The sequence below is a fragment of the Janthinobacterium sp. NFX145 genome (assembly GCF_049810325.1).
Classification (GTDB): Bacteria; Pseudomonadota; Gammaproteobacteria; order Burkholderiales; family Burkholderiaceae_D; genus Janthinobacterium; species Janthinobacterium rivuli.
On the sequence record NZ_CP187360.1, the window covers coordinates 2,121,327 to 2,139,867 of the forward strand.

18 protein-coding genes and 1 tRNA gene are annotated in these 18,541 nt (G+C 63.2%); 9 read left to right on the plus strand and 10 right to left on the minus strand.

Annotation, left to right across the window (positions count from 1 at the left end; genetic code table 11):
* The first annotated feature begins 143 nt into the window (after nt 1-143).
* The 8 genes from fdnG (at nt 144) to ACPJXG_RS09545 (ending at nt 10,352) form a co-directional block, all read left to right on the plus strand.
* Nucleotides 144-3,215: a formate dehydrogenase-N subunit alpha gene (gene fdnG / locus ACPJXG_RS09510; protein ID WP_081922499.1), complete on the plus strand. Its 3,072-nt coding sequence runs from the start codon at nt 144-146 to the stop codon at nt 3,213-3,215.
* A gap of 13 nt (nt 3,216-3,228) precedes the next feature.
* Nucleotides 3,229-4,149: a formate dehydrogenase subunit beta gene (gene fdxH, locus ACPJXG_RS09515; protein ID WP_035820208.1), complete on the plus strand. Its 921-nt coding sequence runs from the start codon at nt 3,229-3,231 to the stop codon at nt 4,147-4,149.
* Entirely contained in the window at nt 4,139-4,810 is a 672-nt protein-coding gene (locus ACPJXG_RS09520) for a formate dehydrogenase subunit gamma (RefSeq protein ID WP_425254060.1), read from the plus strand. Before fdxH ends, ACPJXG_RS09520 begins: the two co-directional genes overlap by 11 nt.
* 137 nt (nt 4,811-4,947) lie before the next feature.
* Nucleotides 4,948-6,003 (plus strand): formate dehydrogenase accessory protein FdhE, encoded by a 1,056-nt coding sequence (fdhE, locus tag ACPJXG_RS09525; RefSeq protein WP_425254061.1) that lies wholly within the window; start codon nt 4,948-4,950, stop codon nt 6,001-6,003.
* Nucleotides 6,000-7,421, plus strand: coding sequence for an L-seryl-tRNA(Sec) selenium transferase (gene selA, locus ACPJXG_RS09530; RefSeq protein WP_425254062.1), 1,422 nt, complete (start codon nt 6,000-6,002; stop codon nt 7,419-7,421). Before fdhE ends, selA begins: the two co-directional genes overlap by 4 nt.
* A complete protein-coding gene (gene selB, locus ACPJXG_RS09535) occupies nt 7,418-9,373 on the plus strand; it encodes a selenocysteine-specific translation elongation factor (RefSeq protein ID WP_425254063.1) in 1,956 nt (651 codons plus the stop codon). The genes selA and selB overlap by 4 nt, the downstream gene beginning before the upstream one ends.
* A 12-nt stretch (nt 9,374-9,385) precedes the next feature.
* A tRNA-Sec gene (locus tag ACPJXG_RS09540) sits at nt 9,386-9,481 on the plus strand.
* Between the two features lie 157 nt (nt 9,482-9,638).
* Complete coding sequence (locus ACPJXG_RS09545; protein WP_255206283.1) at nt 9,639-10,352, plus strand: substrate-binding periplasmic protein; 714 nt, start codon at nt 9,639-9,641, stop codon at nt 10,350-10,352.
* A gap of 8 nt (nt 10,353-10,360) precedes the next feature.
* On the opposite strand, the gene ACPJXG_RS09550 is transcribed toward ACPJXG_RS09545, so the two are convergent.
* The 7 genes from ACPJXG_RS09550 to fur form a co-directional block, all read right to left on the minus strand.
* Nucleotides 10,361-11,101 carry a GGDEF domain-containing protein gene (locus ACPJXG_RS09550; RefSeq protein WP_099400506.1) on the minus strand — a complete coding sequence of 247 codons (741 nt, stop codon included), beginning with the start codon at nt 11,099-11,101 and terminating at the stop codon, nt 10,361-10,363.
* Between the two features lie 3 nt (nt 11,102-11,104).
* The gene (locus tag ACPJXG_RS09555) at nt 11,105-11,503 is read right to left on the minus strand and encodes a DUF1987 domain-containing protein (RefSeq protein ID WP_034779193.1); all 399 of its coding nucleotides are present in this window, start codon (nt 11,501-11,503) and stop codon (nt 11,105-11,107) included.
* Between the two features lie 22 nt (nt 11,504-11,525).
* On the minus strand, nt 11,526-12,083 hold the full coding sequence (locus ACPJXG_RS09560; protein ID WP_034756676.1) for a SiaB family protein kinase: 558 nt from the start codon (nt 12,081-12,083) through the stop codon (nt 11,526-11,528).
* 65 nt (nt 12,084-12,148) lie between these two features.
* The gene (locus ACPJXG_RS09565; RefSeq protein ID WP_425254064.1) at nt 12,149-13,363 is read right to left on the minus strand and encodes a SpoIIE family protein phosphatase; all 1,215 of its coding nucleotides are present in this window, start codon (nt 13,361-13,363) and stop codon (nt 12,149-12,151) included.
* A gap of 172 nt (nt 13,364-13,535) precedes the next feature.
* Nucleotides 13,536-14,126: an NAD(P)H-dependent oxidoreductase gene (locus tag ACPJXG_RS09570; protein ID WP_425254065.1), complete on the minus strand. Its 591-nt coding sequence runs from the start codon at nt 14,124-14,126 to the stop codon at nt 13,536-13,538.
* Between the two features lie 59 nt (nt 14,127-14,185).
* A complete protein-coding gene (locus ACPJXG_RS09575; protein ID WP_099400508.1) occupies nt 14,186-14,551 on the minus strand; it encodes a MerR family transcriptional regulator in 366 nt (121 codons plus the stop codon).
* A 74-nt stretch (nt 14,552-14,625) separates the two neighbouring features.
* Nucleotides 14,626-15,066 carry a ferric iron uptake transcriptional regulator gene (fur, locus tag ACPJXG_RS09580; RefSeq protein ID WP_035820181.1) on the minus strand — a complete coding sequence of 147 codons (441 nt, stop codon included), beginning with the start codon at nt 15,064-15,066 and terminating at the stop codon, nt 14,626-14,628.
* A gap of 351 nt (nt 15,067-15,417) precedes the next feature.
* On the opposite strand from fur, the gene ACPJXG_RS09585 reads away from it, so the two are divergent.
* On the plus strand, nt 15,418-16,035 hold the full coding sequence (locus ACPJXG_RS09585) for an OmpW/AlkL family protein (protein WP_425254066.1): 618 nt from the start codon (nt 15,418-15,420) through the stop codon (nt 16,033-16,035).
* An 89-nt stretch (nt 16,036-16,124) separates the two neighbouring features.
* Here ACPJXG_RS09585 and ACPJXG_RS09590 read toward each other — a convergent pair whose 3' ends face one another.
* Genes ACPJXG_RS09590 through ACPJXG_RS09600 form a run of 3 tightly spaced genes read right to left on the minus strand, consistent with a single transcriptional unit; the run spans nt 16,125 to nt 18,461 of the window.
* On the minus strand, nt 16,125-16,952 hold the full coding sequence (locus tag ACPJXG_RS09590) for a MetQ/NlpA family ABC transporter substrate-binding protein (protein WP_425254067.1): 828 nt from the start codon (nt 16,950-16,952) through the stop codon (nt 16,125-16,127).
* Between the two features lie 32 nt (nt 16,953-16,984).
* Nucleotides 16,985-17,659 carry a methionine ABC transporter permease gene (locus tag ACPJXG_RS09595; RefSeq protein WP_278316437.1) on the minus strand — a complete coding sequence of 225 codons (675 nt, stop codon included), beginning with the start codon at nt 17,657-17,659 and terminating at the stop codon, nt 16,985-16,987.
* A complete protein-coding gene (locus tag ACPJXG_RS09600; RefSeq protein ID WP_035820171.1) occupies nt 17,652-18,461 on the minus strand; it encodes a methionine ABC transporter ATP-binding protein in 810 nt (269 codons plus the stop codon). The genes ACPJXG_RS09595 and ACPJXG_RS09600 overlap by 8 nt, the downstream gene beginning before the upstream one ends.
* Nucleotides 18,462-18,541 lie beyond the last annotated feature (80 nt).

The following is an 18,541-nucleotide window of genomic DNA, read 5'->3' on the forward strand; positions in this document are numbered from 1 at the left end:
TTTTTTAGGGCGGACTGAGCCTTGACTGAGTTTGAGGGGTAAAATAGTGTCATACGGCACAGGCATGGTGCTTATATCTTAGTGATATGACACGACCACGACGCCGTATGACTTTTATTTACTCACATCATAGAGGCCTGAATATGGTTCAGATGTCCAGGCGCCAGTTCCTTCGGGTAACTGGCGCGACCATTGCTGGTTCCAGCCTCGCCCTGCTCGGTTTCGCACCGGGCCAGGCGATGGCGGAAGTGCGGCAATACAAGCTGTCTCGCACCACCGAGACACGCAATACCTGTCCCTACTGTTCGGTAGGATGCGGCGTCCTGCTGTATGGACTGGGCGACGGCGCGAAAAATGCCGTCTCCAGCATCATCCACGTGGAAGGCGATGCCGATCACCCGGTGAACCGCGGCACCCTGTGCCCGAAAGGCGCCAGCCTGGTCGACTTCATCCACAGCCCGAACCGCCTGAAAGTGCCCGAATACCGCGCGCCGGGCGGCACGGAATGGCAACCGATCTCCTGGGATGTGGCGCTCGACAAGATCGCGCGCCTGATGAAGGATGACCGCGACGCCAACCTGATCGAAAAGAATGCCGACGGCAAGACCGTCAACCGCTGGCTCTCCACCGGCATGCTTGCCGCGTCCGCCGGCAGCAACGAGGTCGGTTACCTGACCCACAAGACAGTGCGCAGCATGGGGATGCTGACCTTTGATAATCAGGCGCGTGTATGACACGGACCGACGGTGGCAGGTCTTGCCCCGACGTTTGGCCGTGGCGCGATGACGAATCATTGGGTCGATATCAAGAATGCCGACGTGATCCTGGTCATGGGCGGCAATGCAGCAGAAGCACATCCTTGCGGATTCAAATGGGTAACGGAAGCGAAGGCGCATAACAAGGCCAAGCTGATCGTTGTCGATCCGCGTTTTACCCGTACCGCATCCGTGGCAGATTACTACTGCGCCACGCGTACCGGCACGGACATCGTCTTCCTCGGCGCGATCATCAATTATCTGCTGACGAACGACAAGATCCAGCATGAGTACGTGCGCAACTACACGGACATGCCCTTCATCGTGCGCGAAGACTATGCGTTCGAAGACGGCCTGTTCTCGGGTTTCGACAAGGAAAAAGGCAAGTACACCAACAAGGCCACCTGGGATTACGAGATCGGCGAAGACGGCTATGCCAAGGTCGACCCGACCCTGGAACACCCGCGCTGCGTCTACCAGATGATGAAGAAGCACTACGCGCGCTACACGACCGAAATGGTCGAACGTACGTGCGGCGTGTCGGCCGACAAGTTCCACAAAGTGGCGGAAGCCCTGGCTTCGACCGCCGTGCCGGGACGCGCCGGTACCATCCTATACGCGCTGGGCTGGACGCACCACTCGACGGGTGCGCAGACCATCCGCACGGGCGCCATGGTGCAACTGTTGCTGGGCAATATGGGCATCGCGGGCGGCGGCATGAACGCCTTGCGCGGCCACTCGAACATCCAGGGCTTGACCGATCTGGGCCTGATGTCGAACCTGTTGCCAGGTTACATGACCTTGCCGAACGAGGCCGAGCAGGATTTCGATGGCTATATCGCCGCGCGCGCCACCAAGCCGCTGCGGCCGAACCAGCTCAGCTACTGGAGCAATTACCGCAAATTCCACGTCAGCTTCATGAAGACGTGGTGGGGCGACTTTGCCACGGCGGAAAACAACTACGCCTTCGACTACCTGCCAAAGCTCGACAAGCCGTATGACTTGATGCAAGCCATCGAGAATATGCACCAAGGTAAGATGACGGGTTATATCTGCCAGGGCTTCAATGTGCTGGCGTCCGCGCCGAACAAGCAGAAGGTGACGGAAGCGCTGTCGAAGCTGAAGTTCCTCGTCATCATGGATCCGCTGGCCGTGGAAACGGGCGAATTCTGGAAGGCGCACGGGCAGTATCACGAAGTCGATCCCACCAAGATCATGACGGAAGTGTTCCGCCTGCCGACCAGCTGCTTCGCCGAAGAACGCGGTTCGCTCGTGAGTTCCTCGCGCGTGCTGCAATGGCACTGGCAGGCGGCCGAACCGCCGGGCCAGGCGCGCAGCGACCTGGAGATCATGTCGGGCCTGTTCCTGCGCATGCGCAGCATGTACCAGAAAGAGGGCGGCAAGTTCCCCGATCCGATTCTCAACCTGACGTGGAATTATGCGCAGCCGCATAACCCGCAGCCGGAAGAAATCGCCCGCGAATTCAACGGCAAGGCGCTGGTTGACTTGTACGATCTCAAGGATCCGACCAAGCTGCTGGTGAAAAAGGGCGAGCAGCTGGCCTCGTTTGCGCAATTGCGCGACGACGGCACGACCACCAGCGGTTGCTGGATTTTCGCCGGCAGCTGGACGCAGGCGGGCAACCAGATGGGACGGCGCGACAACAGCGACCCGACCGGCATCGGCCAGACGCTGGGCTGGGCCTGGGCGTGGCCGGCGAACCGCCGCGTGCTGTACAACCGCGCTTCGTGCGACTTGAAGGGCAAGCCTTTCGATCCGACCCGTAAGCTCATCGAGTGGAATGGCACGAACTGGAGCGGGGCCGATATTCCCGACTTCAAGGTCGACGAACCGCCGGAAAACGGCATGGGTCCGTTCATCATGCTGGGCGAGGGCGTGGCGCGCTTCTTTGCGCGCGGCGCCATGGCCGAAGGTCCGTTCCCCGAGCATTACGAGCCGTTCGAAAATCCGCTGGGCTACAACCCCATGCATCCGAAAAACCCGCAGGCGACCAGCAATCCGGCCGCGCGCGTGTTCGCCGATGACCGGAAAATGTTCGGCACGCATGAGGAGTATCCGCATGTGGCGACCAGCTACCGCCTGACCGAGCATTTCCATTACTGGACCAAGCATGCACGCCTGAATGCCATCATCCAGCCGCAGCAATTCGTTGAAATCGGCGAAGAGCTGGCCAAGAGCATCGGCGTCGTCGCCGGTGGCGAAGTGCGCGTCAGTTCCAAGCGGGGCCACATCATCGCCAAGGCCGTCGTCACCAAGCGCATCAAGGCCTTGACGATCGAGGGCAAGCAGGTGCATACCGTCGGCCTGCCGCTGCACTGGGGCTTTACGGGCGTGGCCAAGCCAGGGTATCTGATCAATACCCTGACGCCGGGCGTGGGGGATGCGAATTCGCAAACGCCGGAATTCAAGTCCTTCCTCGTGAAGGTGGAAAAAGCATGATGGGAGCTCAATAATGGCACTGCAATCCTTAGATATCCGGCGCCTGTCGGCGACCACGGTGACCCCGCCGCAAGCGCGCAGCCCGGTGACGGGCACCGTGGCCAAGCTGATCGATGTGTCGAAATGCATCGGCTGCAAGGCTTGCCAGACGGCGTGCATGGAATGGAACGACTTGCGCGATGAAGTCGGCGAAAACCATGGCACCTATGACAATCCGACGGACCTGACGCCGCAATCGTGGACGGTGATGCGTTTTGCCGAACACGAAAACAACGACGGCAACCTCGAATGGCTGATCCGCAAGGATGGCTGCATGCACTGCGAGGACCCGGGCTGCCTGAAAGCCTGTCCGGCGCCGGGCGCCATCGTGCAGTACACGAACGGCATCGTGGATTTCCACCAGGAAAACTGCATCGGCTGCGGCTACTGCGTGGCCGGCTGTCCTTTCGACGTGCCCCGCATTTCGAAAAAGGACGACCGCGCCTACAAGTGCACCCTGTGTTCGGACCGCGTCGCCGTGGGCCAGGAACCGGCCTGCGTGAAAACGTGCCCGACGGGCGCCATCGTGTTCGGCACCAAGGAAGACATGAAGGTGCATGCGGAAGAGCGCATCGTCGACCTGAAGTCGCGCGGTTTCGAGAACGCGGGCCTGTACGATCCGCTGGGCGTGGGCGGCACGCACGTGATGTACGTGCTGCACCATGCCGACAAGCCGAAGCTGTATTCGAACTTGCCGGAACGCCCGCGCATCAGCCCGATGGTGGGCTTCTGGAAGGGCTGGTCCAAGCCGCTGGCGGTGGCCGGCATGGCTGCCACGGCGCTGGCGGGCCTGTTCCACTACACGCGTGTCGGTCCGAACGAAGTGAGCAAGGATGAAGAGCACGAAGCGCTGGAAGAGGCCAAGCGCATCCGGGAGGAACAGCATGAAGCATAGTGAACTTCACGATGGCAAGCTGCGCGACAAGGATGGCAATCCCTTGATCGAACGCTACAACCCCAACGAGCGCACGAATCACTGGGTCACGGCCATCACCTTCGTCATGCTGGCCCTGTCCGGGCTGGCCATGTTCCATCCGTCGATGGCGTGGCTGGCGAATCTGTTTGGCGGCGGGCAATGGACGCGCATTTTGCATCCGTTTGCCGGCCTGGTGATGTTTGTCTCGTTCGCGATCCTCGTGGTGCGCTTCTGGCACCACAACAAGTTCGAGGACGGCGACAAGCAGTGGCTGAAACAGATGGACGACGTGCTCAACAACCGCGAAGAAAAGCTTCCGAAGATCGGCAAATACAATGCCGGCCAGAAGATCCTGTTCTTCGTGCTGCTGGTCAGCATGATCGGCTTGCTGCTGTCGGGCGTCGTGATCTGGCGCGCGTATTTCGCGTTCTATTTCCCGATCGACGTCGTGCGCTTTGCCGCCTTGCTGCATGCCGGTTGCGCGTTTGCCATCATCTGCGCCATCATCGTGCACATCTACGCGGCTATCTGGGTCAAGGGCTCGATCGGCGCCATGGTGCGCGGCACCGTCACCTACGGCTGGGCGCGCAAGCACCATCCGAAGTGGTTTGAGGCGGTTATTCGCAATACGAAGGACTAAGGCTCTTCGTAATCGTAATTAAACCCAACTGCAACTGCTGGGGTCAGACCCGAAGGGACTGACCCCTTTCTTTGCGGCTTGCCGCGACCGTATCGATTAAAATACTTTACATCCCCTTTTTTGATGGGAAAACTCCATTGGTACAACGCATACTCCAGCCAGGCGAAATCGAAGGCCTGGACCACAACGCGATTCCGCGCCTGCTGCTGCCGCAGCCTGACAGCCTGTTTACGGCGCGCGCCTTGCGCTTGCGCGAACTGGCGCAGGGTAAGATCAAGGGCATCCCCGTCGACGCGGGCATGCAGGGCTACCTGGTGCTGATGGCCGCGCTGGCCGATGCGCAAGCGGCCGTGGTGGGAAAACTGGCGCCCGGCGCCGTGCCTGCCGCCGACCCGGACGCGCTGCGCCGCGCCATCCAGCACCGCATGCCGGTGCTGCCCGTCAGCGGCGCCCGTCCGCCCGTCTGGCGCGACATCTTTGCCAGCCTGCTCGATGAACTGGCCGCCACGGCGGCAAGCCAGCCGGCATTGTCCGGTGGCCTGACGCAGGTGCTGGCGCAATTGCGCGCCCTCGACGCGCCAGCGCTGGACGCCTGCGCCGACGCCGTGCTCGATGAAAACGGCGACAACCTCAATCCCATGCATGCGCCATTCGTCGCGGCCGCCCTGCAAATCCTGTGGTCGGTGTCGGCCAGCGAACTGCGCGCCGCGCGCGTGCCGGACCTGGAAACGGGCACCCTGTGTCCCGTCTGCGGTTCGCACCCCGTCGCCAGCGTGATCCGCATCGGCGGCCAGTCGCAGGGTTACCGCTACCTGCACTGCGGCATTTGCGAAAGCGAATGGCATATGGTGCGCGTCAAGTGCTCGACCTGCGAACAGAATGGCAAGATCGCCTACCAGGGCCTGGACGCGGCCGACGCAAAGCCGTTCGACCCGGTGACGGCGAAGGACGACAAATTGCCCAACAAGGCGAACGATCCGAAAAAAGTGGCGCGCGCGGAAACCTGCGACGATTGCCATACCTATCGAAAAGTCTTCAACCAGGAACACGATTACAACGTCGAACCGCTGGCCGACGACCTGGCCAGCCTGATGCTCGACTTGCTGGTGGGCGAAGCGGGCTACCAGCGCGCCAGCGGCAACCCGCTGCTGTGGCTGGGGAAGAATGAAAACAGCGAGGGCCAGCAGTCATGACGACGGGGCAAACCGTGCGCCTGCCGTCGGTCGACCGCATCCTGGGCGACGCGGCTTGCCTGGCCCTGATCGCGCGCTACGGCCGCGTGCAGACTCTGGCCTGCGCGCGCGCCGTGCTGACCGAACTGCGCACGGCCATGCTGGCCGGCGCAGGGTTTGGTGAATGCGGCGAGGAGGGCGCATCGATTGCCGCCATCGCCGCGCAAATGGATGAACGGCTGCAGGCGCAAGCGCGCTCGCAGCTGCGCGCCGTGTTCAACCTGACGGGCACCGTGCTGCACACGAACCTGGGCCGCGCGCTGCTGCCAGATACGGCCGTGCAAGCCGTGGTGGAAGCGCTGCAGTGGCCGATGAATCTGGAATTCGACCTGGAGACGGGCAAGCGCGGCGACCGCGACGACCTGGTCGAGGAACTGCTGCGCGAACTGACGGGGGCCGAAGCGGCCACCATCGTCAACAACAATGCGGCCGCCGTGCTGCTGATGCTCAATACCCTGGCGCAGAACAAGGAGGTCGTCGTCTCGCGCGGCGAGCTGGTGGAAATCGGCGGCGCTTTCCGCATCCCCGACGTCATGACGCGCGCGGGCGCCGTACTGCGCGAAGTGGGCAGCACGAATCGCACGCACCTGGCCGATTACGCGAACGGGATCAACGAGAACACTGCCTTGCTGATGAAGGTCCACTGCAGCAATTACGCGATCACCGGTTTCACGAAAAGCGTGGAGCTGGACGAACTGGTGCCGCTGGCAGCAAAACATGCCATTCCCACGGCCGTCGACCTGGGTAGCGGCACCCTGGTCGACCTGGCGCAGTATGGTCTACCGCATGAAACGACGGTGCGCGAAACCATCGAAGCGGGCGCCGACCTGGTGACCTTCAGCGGCGATAAACTGCTGGGCGGCCCGCAATGCGGCGTCATCGTCGGGCGCGCCGATCTGATCGCGAAGATCAAGCGCAACCCGCTGAAACGCGCACTGCGGGTCGGCAAGCTGACCCTGGCCGCCTTGGCGCCGGTGCTGCAGCTGTATCGCGCGCCGGATTTGCTGGCCGAACGTCTGACCACTTTGCGCCTGTTGACGCGTCCCGCTTGCGCCATGCGCGCGCAGGCGCAAACCCTGCTGCCGCTGCTGCAAGGCGTTCTTGGTGCCGCCTATGTAGTCACCGCCGAAGCCATGAAAAGCCAGATCGGCAGCGGCGCCTTGCCCGTCGACCAGCTGCCCAGCTTTGGCCTGGCCATCCGCAGCGCGCCTGGCTCGCGTCTGAGCAATCCCCTGGGCGTGCTGGAACAGCGTTTGCGCGCCTTGCCGTGCCCCGTGATCGGGCGCATCGGGCAAGACACCCTGTGGCTCGATCTGCGCTGTCTGGAAGCGGCGCACGAGACGGCCTTCATCGCGCAGCTCGCCGAGTTGTCCGCATGATCGTCGGCACCGCAGGCCATATCGACCATGGCAAGACGACCCTGACGCGCGCGCTGACGGGCGTGCACACGGACCGCCTGAAGGAAGAGCAGGCGCGCGGCATTTCGATAGAACTTGGCTACGCCTATCTGCCGCTGGCAGATGGCACGGTGCTGGGCGTGATCGACGTGCCCGGTCACGAAAAATTCATCCGCACCATGGCCTCCGGCGTGACGGGCATCGATTTTGCCCTGCTCGTGGTGGCGGCCGACGACGGCATCATGCCGCAGACGCACGAACACCTGGCGATTTTGCAGCTGCTCGGCGTGACGCGCGGCGCCGTGGCGCTGACCAAGATCGACCGCGCCGATGGCGCCCGCGTGGCGCAGGTGGAGGCGGACATCGAAGCGCTGCTGGCCGGCACGCCGCTGGCGGGCAGCCCGATCTTTCCCACGGCCGCCAATCGCGACGACGATGCGGGCGTGGCCGCCTTGCTGGCGCACCTGACGCAAGTGGCGCGCAGCCTGCCGCAGCGTGACGAGCGGCGCCTGTTCCGCCTCGGCGTGGACCGCGTGTTCACCTTGTCGGGGCAGGGCACCATCGTCACCGGCACGGCGCTGGCGGGATGCGTACAGGTGGGCGACATGCTGCAGCTGGCGCCCGGCGATGCACAGGCGCGCGTGCGCAGCATCCATGCGCAGAACCGCGCAGCCGGGACGGGCATGGCGGGCCAGAGATTGGCGCTGAACCTGGCCGGCATCGACCGCGAACGCATCGAGCGGGGCAACTGGATCGTCGCGCCCGCGCTGGCGCAGTGTTCCGAACGCCTCGACGTGGAACTGACCCTGCTGCCAGACGCCGGCGTGCAGCTGAAAGCCTGGTCGCCGCTGCACGTGCACCTGGGCGCGGCGCACCAGCTGGCGCGCGCCGTCATGCTCGATGGCGAAACGCTGTCGCCGGGGCAGACGGGCAGGGTACAGCTGGTGTTCGACGCGCCGATGCACGGCGTGCCGGGCGACCGCTTCGTCGTGCGCAATGCGCAAGCGACGCAAACGGTGGGCGGCGGCATGGTGCTCGATCCCTTTGGCCCCGCGCGCAAGCGCCGCAGTCCGGCCAGGCTGGCGTGGCTCGATGCGCTGGCCGCGTTCATCGCGCAGGGCGACTATGCGGCCCTGCTGGCGCAAAGTCCGCTGGGCTTGCGCGAATCGCTGCTGGTGCGCCTGTCCCTGTTGCCGGCGGACGCCCTGGCGCTGCCGTCCGACACGCGGCGCATCGCCCTGCGCGGTGGCGACGCCCTGCTGCTGGCGCCGGCCGCGTTGCTGGCGCTGGAGGCGCGCGTGATGGCAGCATTGGAAACCTTCCATGCGCGCGCGCCCGACGAGGCGGGGCCGGAACTGTGGCGTTTGAAACGCATCGTCGACGCCGAGATGGAAGACGCCTTGTGGAGCCATCTGGTCGAAGGCTTGCTGGCACGTGGCGAGATCCTCGCGCGCGGCGCCAGCCTGCATTTGCCGGCGCACAGCGTGGAACTGACGCCGCAGGAGCAGGCGGTGGCCGAACCCTTGCTGGCCGGGTTGGAGCAGGGGCGCTTCGATCCACCGTGGACGCGCGACCTGGCGCGCGGCTTCGGCCTGGCCGAGGACGAGACGCGCAAGCTGTTACGCAAACTCGCCAAGGCAGGGCAGATCAGCCAGGTCGTGCACGACCTGTTCTACCATCCGTCGGCCCTGGCCGAGCTGGCGCAACTGGTGCGCGCCCTGGCCGAAAAAGCGGAGCTGGACGAGGGCCTGGCGCACGGTTCCGGCGCCGTGGGCGCGGCCACCTTCCGCGACGCCAGCGGCCTGGGCCGCAAGCGGGCGATCCAGGTCTTGGAATTCTTTGACCGCGTCGGTTATACTCGCCGTGTTGGCAATGGGCATCTATTACGCCCGCAAGCGCTGTGGTCCTATACGGCAGCCTTGCCCAGCAGCTAGCTCAGGCACCGCGGAAAGCACACTCATCCGGTGATGTGGCCGGGCTTCAAACCCGGTGGAGGGCGTCAGACGTTCTCCCGTAGGTTCGACTCCTACTGTTTTCCGCCAGTTACATTTCTCCCATCCCCTTCCGCATGGCGTTCTCCCGGCGTTGGCCTGTTGCCACGCTGCGGAAAATAAATGGTTTAACTGGCAATATGCGGCGATGCCAGGGTGAGCCGATGGTAACATCGGCTTCAATCCCCTGTAGCAGATGAAAGCAAGCATGAAACAAGCAAGCATGGCGTGGCTGCTGGCAGTGGCGCTGCTGATGCCGGCGCTGGCCGCGGCGGTAGACGTGCGCATCGTCGGCGAGCATTTGCCGCCGTCGAGCATGATGGAAGGCAATGTCGTCGTGGGACGGGAAACGCTCAAGGTGCGCGACATCATGGCGCGCGCCGGTCTTTCCTACCGCATCGAGCTGCTGCCGTGGAAGCGCGCGTACGCGCAGGCGCTGCGCGAGCCTGATACCTGCATCTTTTCCACCAGCCGCACGCAGGAGCGCGAAGCGCAATTTCGCTGGATCGGCCCCCTCAACGAAGCGGAATGGATACTCTACGGCCTGGCCGAGCGGCACCTGGCGCTGCGCACGCTCGATGATGCGCGCGGCCTGGTGATCGGCACGGTGCTCGGCGACGCGCGCGACGATTACCTGCGCCAGCGCGGCATGAACGTGGCGCCCGTGACGCAGGAGTGGCTCAATCCGCAAAAGCTGCTGCTCGGGCGCATCGACCTGTGGGCTGTGGGCCTGGCGGTGGGCAGCAAGCCTTTCGTCGGCAAGGAGTGGGAGGGCAAGGTGGTGCCGCTGCTGACTTTTAATCGCGTGCAGACTTACCTCGCTTGCAACAAGCAATTGCCCGAGGCGCAGGTGGCGGCCATGCAGCGCGCCGCGGCGGCCATGCGCCGCGACGGCAGCATGGCGCGCGAACATATCCGCTGAGGCCCGCTTCAGCTTTCCAGCCACTGGCGCACGCAGTTGCGTCCTTCGCGCTTGGCCTGGTACAGGGCCTGGTCGGCATGGCTATAGGCCGTTTCGAATGGCGTGCCGGCGCGGTTCCAGCTCAGGCCCACGCTGACGGTGATGGCGCGCGTGATGGGCGCCGCATGGCGCTGGCGGCCGACCGTCTCGCAGATGCGCTGCGCCACTTGCGCCGCGTCGTCGCGCGAGGAGGTGGGCCAGACGACGGAAAACTCTTCGCCGCCGACCCGGCCGATGGCCGTCTCCTGTCCCAATAGCCCCTTCAGGCAGTCCACCACGGCCTGGATCACGCCGTCGCCGGCCGGATGGCCGAAGTCGTCGTTGACCTGCTTGAACAGGTCGATGTCGAGCACGATCAGCGCCATGTCGCCCTGCGCCAGGCAGCGCGAGGCGTGGTCGATCACGGCGCCGCGGTTCAGGGCGCCCGTCAGCGGATCGTGCGTGGCGCGGTATTCGAGCTGGCCGGCCAGGGTTTGCAACTGGCGGTTCAGCAGATGCATGTCGCGCTCGGCGCGGTCGCTGCGGCCGATCAGGCGCCGCGTCTCGCGCATCAGCCGCTCGTAGTGGATGATCAGTTCACCGAGCACGCGCCGCTGTTCCGCGCCCGACGCGCTGGCGTCGGCGTGCATGCGGCGCGCGGCGGCCAGCGCCGCCGCTTCCACGGTGAACAGGTCTGGCTCCAGTCCAGCCTCGGAGATGGCGGCGCGCATGCCCTAGCTGCCCTGCACGGGATGGTCGCGGAAGTCCAGCGCCGTAAAGTCCTGCTGCAGCTCCTGGCCGAATTCCAGAATGGTGTCGTCATCCTCGTCGTGATACCAGTTCAGGCGCACCTGGTTGCCATCGACGGCCGCCTGGTTCAGGGTGTCGAACAGGGTAAACAGCATCTTCGTGCTGGAACTGTTGAAATAGGCCAGCGAGACGTTGACGGTGATGGCCGCCTCGCGGCAGCCTTCCAGGTAGGCGCGCACGGCGGCGATCAGCGGGCCATAGAAGGCGGCCGCGTTTTCCGGATACGACTCGCCCTTGATCGACAGGGTGTGCTGCTCGAAACGGAAGTCGATTTCGGGCGAACTCGGGGTCGCGGCGATGAACAGTGGTGACGGTAATTGCATATGCTTTCCTGAGTCGGCTCTTTCAAATGATGGCTTTGATGCAGAAGATGGTGTGGCCCGGTTCCTGGGGATCCTGGACGAATTCGAATTCCAGCGGCTCGCTGGCGTCGCGCGCCATGGTGAGAAACCCCAGGCCCGCGCCCTTGCTGTCGGCCGGCGCTTCCTCGCGCAAGGCCTTTTTGTAGGCGAGGCGGATTTCCTCCATCGTCATGGTGTGCAGCGGTTCCAGGCGGGCGCGGATCTGCGCCACGTTGTCCGTCGAGACGGGGTTGGCGCACAGCAGAAAAAAACTGTCGCCGCGCGTGCCGATACAGAATGAACCGCGCCGCATCTGCTGGTCCAGCTGCGCATCGGGCGTCAGGCTGTCGGCGGAATAATGCATGATGTTTTGCGACATCTCGATGAACGAGGAAAAGATGCGCCGCCGCGTGGGGCCGGCCGCGCCGGCCGTGTCGAGGCGCGCCTTGATGGTTTCGGAAATGGCGTTCACCACGTGCTGCGAGAAATAGCCCACGTAAAAAAAGATGATGTTGCGCTTGCGTGCCACATCCCAAAACTCGTTGAATTCTTCGTACAGCACGTCCGTGCTCCTGGCTAGCCGGTGACCCGGTTTCTTGTTGATAAGGTGGCTCGATGGCGCCAAAACTACAGGCGGAAACAGAAAAAGGTCAGGTCGTCGCGGCGCGGCTGTGCTCCCTGCCATGCCGCGCTGTCCTGCAGCAGGGCCGCCGCCACGTCGCCGGCGGGAGCGTCGCGCCGCGCCAGCAGCTGTTCGCGCATGCGGCGCTTGCCGTAGGCGATGTCGCGCGCGCCGCCGATCTGGTCGAGCAAGCCGTCGGTGGTGAGGAACAGCAGGCTGCCGGCGGGAATGGCGAGCGTCTCGTTGTGCCAGCAGTAGCCGGCCGGCGTGTCGACATAGCCCACGCCCATGCGCGCGCCGTCGATGGCGCGCACGCTGTCCTCGCCCGGCGCGACCACGTGCAGCGCCAGTTTCGCGCCCGCGAAACGCAGGCTGGCGCTGGCCGTGTCGTAGCACAGGAAGGCGCAATCCATGCCGTCGTTCGAGCCGGCGTGGCCAGCGTTGTCGCTGCCGGCGCCGTCCTGGCCCAGCAGGGTTTTGATGGAGCGGCTGACGGCGCCGATCAGGGCGGCCGGATCGTGCGGTCCCAGTTCGCGCAAGGCCTGGCTCAGGGCCGACGAGGCGATCAGGGTCATGAAGGCGCCCGGCACGCCGTGTCCGGTGCAGTCGGCGATGGCGGCGAACCAGCCGCCCGCATGGCGTTCGAAGAAGTAGAAGTCGCCGCCGACGACGTCGCGCGGCTGCCATTCCAGGTGCGCGTCGGGCAGGGTGGCGCGCAATTCCGCGCTTGATGTGCGCAGCAGGGCGCGCTGGATCACGCTGGCGTAATCGATGCTGTGCATGATCTGCCGGTTCTTTTCCGCCTGCATGGTGGCCACCACGTTCATCAGCTGCAAGCCGAAGCCCACGCCGGCGAGCGCGCCAGCCTCGGTGATGATGAAGCCGTCGGCCAGCGCCTTCTCGCCCGCTTCCACGGCGCGGAAGGTGAGGTCTTCGATGCTCATGGCGCCGTCGACGATCAGCGGTTCCTTGTCCATGAAGGCGATGCAGCTCTTCTTGCCGTACACCTCGTGATAAAAGGGCTTGGACATCTGCGACATGAAGATGTTGCGGCTGATTAAGCCGATAGGGCGCTGCTGCTCCGTGACGGGCAGACTCATCATGTCGCGCCGTTCCGTGAATAGTTCCAGCACGGCGAAATTGCTGGCGTCGGCCTGCACGGATTCCGTGGGGATGCACAGGTCAGCCGCCACGGACGTGCGATAACGGGGAAGATGCAATCGAGAAGCGTTGAACTCCACAGCGGCTACCTTTACATGACGATCGGACCCTTGTTGTCGCAACAGCAAGGCGACTGACAAACAGGCAATATCATCATGGTAGCCTTGGAATGTGACGGCTTGATTACCAGCTTGTCAAAACCGTATGCATGATGGCTACATGGCAAGCAACTTACAGGCGCCGGGCCAGCGCCTGTGCCTGTTCCAGCCAGCGCGCTCGCTGCGCTGCGGTGGAATCGATCATGGGACCAAAGCTGGCCACCTTGACGGGCTTGACGCCGCAAAATTCCAGGGTCGTCTTGCGCAGCTGGTGAATGCCGGGCATGTGGTAGACCCAGCGGAAATACCAGGGCGGCGTATCCATCGCCACCAGCAGCTGGGCCGTGCGGCCTTTCAGCAGCTGCGCCGGGAAAGCCTTGCCCGGGCGGTACTTGAAGGCAAAGCCGGGCAGGAAGATGCGGTCGACGAAGCCTTTCAGCAGGGCCGGCGCGCCGCCCCACCAGATCGGGTAGGCGAACACCAGGTGTTCGGCCCAGCTGATGGCTTCCTGCGCCGCCAGCAAGTCTGCTTCCAGCGGCTGCACCTGGCGGTAGCCTTCATGCAGGTTCTGGTCGAAGTCCAGCTGGCCCAGGCGCAGCTCACGCACCGTGTGGCCTGCGCTGCGGGCCGTGGCGGCGTAGGCATCGGCCAGGGTGGCGCAAAAGCTGTCGCTGGACGGGTGGCCGAGGAGTATCAAAATGCGCTTGGGTGTCGTCGTGGTCATGATGCAGGCTATCCATTAAAGAAGAGCTTGCATGCTAAAGCTTGCCCCTAGTGACAGAGTCAAGCGGCCTTTTGCAGACGCTGCTGCGCCAGGCAGTCGTGGATTTCCGTGTCGATGTCGGCCAGTTGCGCGTCGAGCTGGCGCAGGCGGGCGAACTCCTGCTGTATCTGTGTGCGCTTGTCAGCGATGTGCTGCGACAGGGCGGCCCAGTCGGTATCGTCGCCGGCCAGGATGGGCAGCAGTTCGGCCAGGCGGAAGCCCAGGGCCTGCGCCTGGCGTATCAATTTGACTTGCGCCAGGTCTTGCTGCGTGTAGACGCGATAGGCGCCCGAACGGCGCACATCGCCAAGCAAGCCCAGCGCTTCATAGTGGCGCAAGGCCTTGGGCGAGGTGCCCGCCAGGCGGGCGATTTCTCCGATGTACATGCTTCTTCCTTGTTGAACTGCGGCGCACGCAGTGTAGCGCAGGTGGCTTGCCAGGCGCTACCTTGCGCGCTGCCTCAGGAGGGCTTACGCGGCGGCACTTTTTTGGCAGTGCACTCGGCGCAGGTGCCGTACAGCGACAGCGCGTGCTCGTGCAGCACGAAGCCCCGCTCGGCGGCGATCTCGTTCTGGCGCAGTTCGATGCCTTCGTCGACGAATTCATCGACCTTGCCGCAACCCGTGCAGACCAGATGGTCGTGGTGCTGGCCTTCGTTCAGTTCGAAGACGGCGTGGCCCGATTCGAAATGGCGGCGAAACAGAATGCCCGCTTCGGCAAACTGCATCAGCACGCGGTAGATGGTGGCCAGGCCCACGTCGATTTTTTCGGCCAGCAAGAGTTTGTAGACATCGTCCGCACTCAGGTGCTTGATCGTGCCTTCTTGAAACAGCTGCAGAATCCGCAAGCGGGGGATGGTCACTTTCAAGCCCGATTCACGCAGTTCCCTCAATATATCCATGTCTCCCATTCCTTTTTGTAGTCGCCTAGCGAGGTCATTCATTATATCGCAAATGATAATCATTACTATTCTCATGTGTGAAGTGGAAGTATTATGCTGCGCAGGGAGGTGGCAATCCAGTGACATCGGCGCAAGTGGTGATTGCGTGGCGGGCAACTTGCGTCAGCATGGCGTGCCGACAAGGGGGCCGTGCATGCGGTCACGCTGCAATGCCGCATTTTCTTGATCTGGGCAAAGGAAAAAATGCCTCTAATGATGCCATCTAGCACTATTTGATGTGGATCAAAGTTTTTGTTGCACTGCACTCTTAGACTTCGCAGCGTTACTTAACGACAAAAAGAGGGAACTAGAATGAAAAAGTCCGCAACTGCAGCAGCAATCGTCCTGGCCGCCATCGGCGCATTCGCCGGCAACGCAATGGCACAGGAAAGCCCATGGCTGGTCCGTGCGCGCGCCGTGCATATCGATCCGGCCAACAAATCCACGCCGGTCTTTGGCGCTGGCGCATCGGACACGATACATGTCAGCAGCAAGACGATTCCCGAAATTGATATTTCGTATTTCTTCACCCCGAACATCGCTGCCGAGCTGATCCTGACGTATCCGCAAAAGCATGACGTCACCTTGGGTGGCCAGAATATCGGCACGTTCAAGCATTTGCCACCGACCCTGTCGCTGCAATACCACTTCATGCCTGAAAAACAGTTCAGCCCTTACGTGGGTGCCGGCGTGAACTACACGAATATCTCGGACGTGAAATTGCTGAATGGCGCCGGCCGCCTGGAGCATGACAGCTGGGGCTTCTCGCTGCAAGCCGGCGTCGACTACAAGCTGGACAAAAACTGGTCGCTGAACTTCGACATCAAGAAAGTGCAGATCCGCAGCGACGTACTGGCTGCTGGCGCCAAGATCAGCGAAGTCAAGGTTGATCCTGTCCTGATCGGTGTCGGTGTCGGCTACCGTTTCTAAGCATTGATCGACTGCGCCTCCGCGGCGCGGACAATAAAAAAGACGGCCAGGTGTGAACCTGGCCGTCTTTTTGCATTCCATGCGCCGTCTTATTTTTTCAGCGTCTTTTCCAGCGCCAGCTGGTAGTCCGTCTTTTCGTAGCCGGCCAAATACTTGTTCGTCGCGTCGAGGAAGGCGCGCGAGCGGTAGGCCGCTTCCAGGTCCTTGACCCATGGCTTGGCCTTGTCGGCCGTGCGGATGGCGACCAGGTTGATGTAGCTGTCCGAGATCTTTTCCACGCTAAGGGCCGACGTCAGCTTCATGCCGGCGGCCAGGGCGAAGTTACCGTTGACGAAAGCGTAGTCGGCATCGGCCAGCGAACGTGGCAGCTGCGCCGCTTCCAGCGGCACCAGTTTCAGCTTCTTCGGGTTGTCCAGTACGTCGCGTTCGGACGCGCGCAGCGGGTCGACGTTCGGTTTCAGCTTGATCCAGCCCATCTTGGCCAGCATCACCAGCGCGCGCGCCTGGTTGGTCGGGTCGTTCGGCATGGTGATGGTGGCGCCGTTCTTGACTTCCGCCAGCGTTTTCTGCTTGCCGCCGTACAGGCCGATCGGCATGGTCGGCACGGTGATCAGGGAGCTCAGTGGCAGCTTGTTATCGGTGGCGAACTTGGTCAGATACACGATGTGCTGGAACACGTTGGCGTCCAGCGAACCTTCGGCCAGCGCGTAGTTCGGCTGCACGTAGTCGTTGAATTCGACGATCTTGACCTTGTAGCCCTGTTTTTCCAGGATGGGTTTGATGCCCAGCTTCAGCTGGTCCGAATACGGGCCGGAGCTGGTGCCGATGACGAGTTCTTTCGGGTCCTTGGCGTGGGCGGCGGTGGCGAAGGCCAGGCTGGCGGCGGCCAGGAGCAGGTTGCGGCGAATATGGTTCATGCTTTTCCTTGTACTGAAATACTGAAGATGAATTAACGTTTGTCGAGGCGCTTGGCGATGCGCGTGCCGGCGAACTGGATGGTTTGCACCAGCACGATCAGGATGGCCACGGTGGCGACCATGATGTCCGTCTCGAAGCGGTAGTAGCCGTAGCGGATGGCCAGGTCGCCGATGCCGCCGCCGCCCACCACGCCGGCCACGGCCGAATACGACAGGAAGCTGATCGACAGCACGGTCAGGGCCAGCACGAGGCCGGAGCGCGCTTCCACCAGCAGCACGCGGAAGATGATCTGCATCTCGGACGCGCCCATGGCGTGCGCCGCCTCGATCACGCCGCGCGGCACTTCGCGCAGATTCTGTTCCACCAGGCGCGCCAGGTAGGGAATGGCGGCGAACGACAGCGGCACGGCGGCTGCCAGCGGGCCGATCGAGGTGCCCGCGATGATGCGCGTAAACGGCGTCAGGGCGACCAGCAAAATGATGAAGGGGAAGCTGCGCACGGTGTTTACCAGCCAGCCGAGGATCATCGACAGCGGACGGTTTTCCAGCGACTGGCCTTCCGAGACGAGGAACAGCAGGATGCCCAGCGGGCCGCCGATCAGGATGGCGGCCGTCAGTCCAATGCCCAGCATGGTCATGGTCTGGCCCAGCGCCACCCAGATTTCCGGCAGCAGCTTGATGACGTTATTGATCGATTCTTCAAACATGTGTTGCATCCTTCCATGCGGTGGCTTCAAACGCCTCGGTGCCGTAATACGCCAGCTCGCGCCCCAGCGCCGTCTTGCGCGGGGTGGCCGTGTCGCTCAACTCGAATTGTTCGGCGATGGCGCCGTTTTCCACGACGGCGACCCTGTTGCAGATGGCGCCCAGGACCGACAGCTCATGGCTGACGATGACGATGGTCACGCCCAGGCGCGCATTGATGTCGCGCAGGGTGTCGAGTAGGGCGCGCGTCGTTTCCGCGTCCAGCGCGGACGTCGGCTCGTCGCACAGCAGCACGTCGGGGTGGCTGGCCAGGGCGCGGGCGATTGCCACGCGCTGCTTTTGCCCGCCGGACAATTGCGCCGGGTAGCTGTGCAGCTTGTCGGACAGGCCCACCAGCGCCAGGCATTCCTCGACCCTGGCGGCGATGTCCTCGCCCTTGGTGGTGCCATGGATTTTCAGGGGGAAGGCGACGTTGTCGAAGACGCTGGCGTTTTGCAGCAGATTGAACTGCTGGAAAATCATGCCGATATTTTGGCGCGCGTCGCGCAATTCGCTCTTGCCCAGGCGCGTCAGTTCGCGTCCGGCCACGGTAATGGTGCCGCTGTCAGGGCGCTCGAGCAGGTTAATCAGGCGCAGCAAGGTCGATTTGCCGGCGCCGCTCTTGCCGATCAGGCCGAAAATATCACCGGGATAGACTTCCAGCGTGACCGATTTGACCGCGTGGAATTGTTCGCCTTTGGGCAGCGCGAAGGTCTTGTTTGCGCCATCGATGCGAATCACCGGCGTACGGTGTGGTGTGGTCATGCAGTGTTTCCTTTTTTATTGGACCGTGACAGGCGCGCTTGCAGGGGCCAAATCGCCCGGCCTGTTACGTCGGTTGCGTA

What these genes read in the sequence shown, in the direction of transcription:
- fdxH (WP_035820208.1), top strand. Translation starts at nt 3,229, where the DNA reads ATGGCACTGCAATCCTTAGATATCCGGCGCCTGTCGGCGACCACGGTG.
- ACPJXG_RS09520 (WP_425254060.1), top strand. Translation starts at nt 4,139, where the DNA reads ATGAAGCATAGTGAACTTCACGATGGCAAGCTGCGCGACAAGGATGGC.
- selA (WP_425254062.1), top strand. Translation starts at nt 6,000, where the DNA reads ATGACGACGGGGCAAACCGTGCGCCTGCCGTCGGTCGACCGCATCCTG.
- selB (WP_425254063.1), top strand. Translation starts at nt 7,418, where the DNA reads ATGATCGTCGGCACCGCAGGCCATATCGACCATGGCAAGACGACCCTG.
- ACPJXG_RS09545 (WP_255206283.1), top strand. Translation starts at nt 9,639, where the DNA reads ATGAAACAAGCAAGCATGGCGTGGCTGCTGGCAGTGGCGCTGCTGATG.
- ACPJXG_RS09550 (WP_099400506.1), bottom strand. Translation starts at nt 11,101, where the DNA reads ATGCGCGCCGCCATCTCCGAGGCTGGACTGGAGCCAGACCTGTTCACC.
- ACPJXG_RS09555 (WP_034779193.1), bottom strand. Translation starts at nt 11,503, where the DNA reads ATGCAATTACCGTCACCACTGTTCATCGCCGCGACCCCGAGTTCGCCC.
- ACPJXG_RS09570 (WP_425254065.1), bottom strand. Translation starts at nt 14,126, where the DNA reads ATGACCACGACGACACCCAAGCGCATTTTGATACTCCTCGGCCACCCG.
- ACPJXG_RS09575 (WP_099400508.1), bottom strand. Translation starts at nt 14,551, where the DNA reads ATGTACATCGGAGAAATCGCCCGCCTGGCGGGCACCTCGCCCAAGGCC.
- fur (WP_035820181.1), bottom strand. Translation starts at nt 15,066, where the DNA reads ATGGATATATTGAGGGAACTGCGTGAATCGGGCTTGAAAGTGACCATC.
- ACPJXG_RS09585 (WP_425254066.1), top strand. Translation starts at nt 15,418, where the DNA reads ATGAAAAAGTCCGCAACTGCAGCAGCAATCGTCCTGGCCGCCATCGGC.
- ACPJXG_RS09590 (WP_425254067.1), bottom strand. Translation starts at nt 16,952, where the DNA reads ATGAACCATATTCGCCGCAACCTGCTCCTGGCCGCCGCCAGCCTGGCC.
- ACPJXG_RS09595 (WP_278316437.1), bottom strand. Translation starts at nt 17,659, where the DNA reads ATGTTTGAAGAATCGATCAATAACGTCATCAAGCTGCTGCCGGAAATC.
- ACPJXG_RS09600 (WP_035820171.1), bottom strand. Translation starts at nt 18,461, where the DNA reads ATGACCACACCACACCGTACGCCGGTGATTCGCATCGATGGCGCAAAC.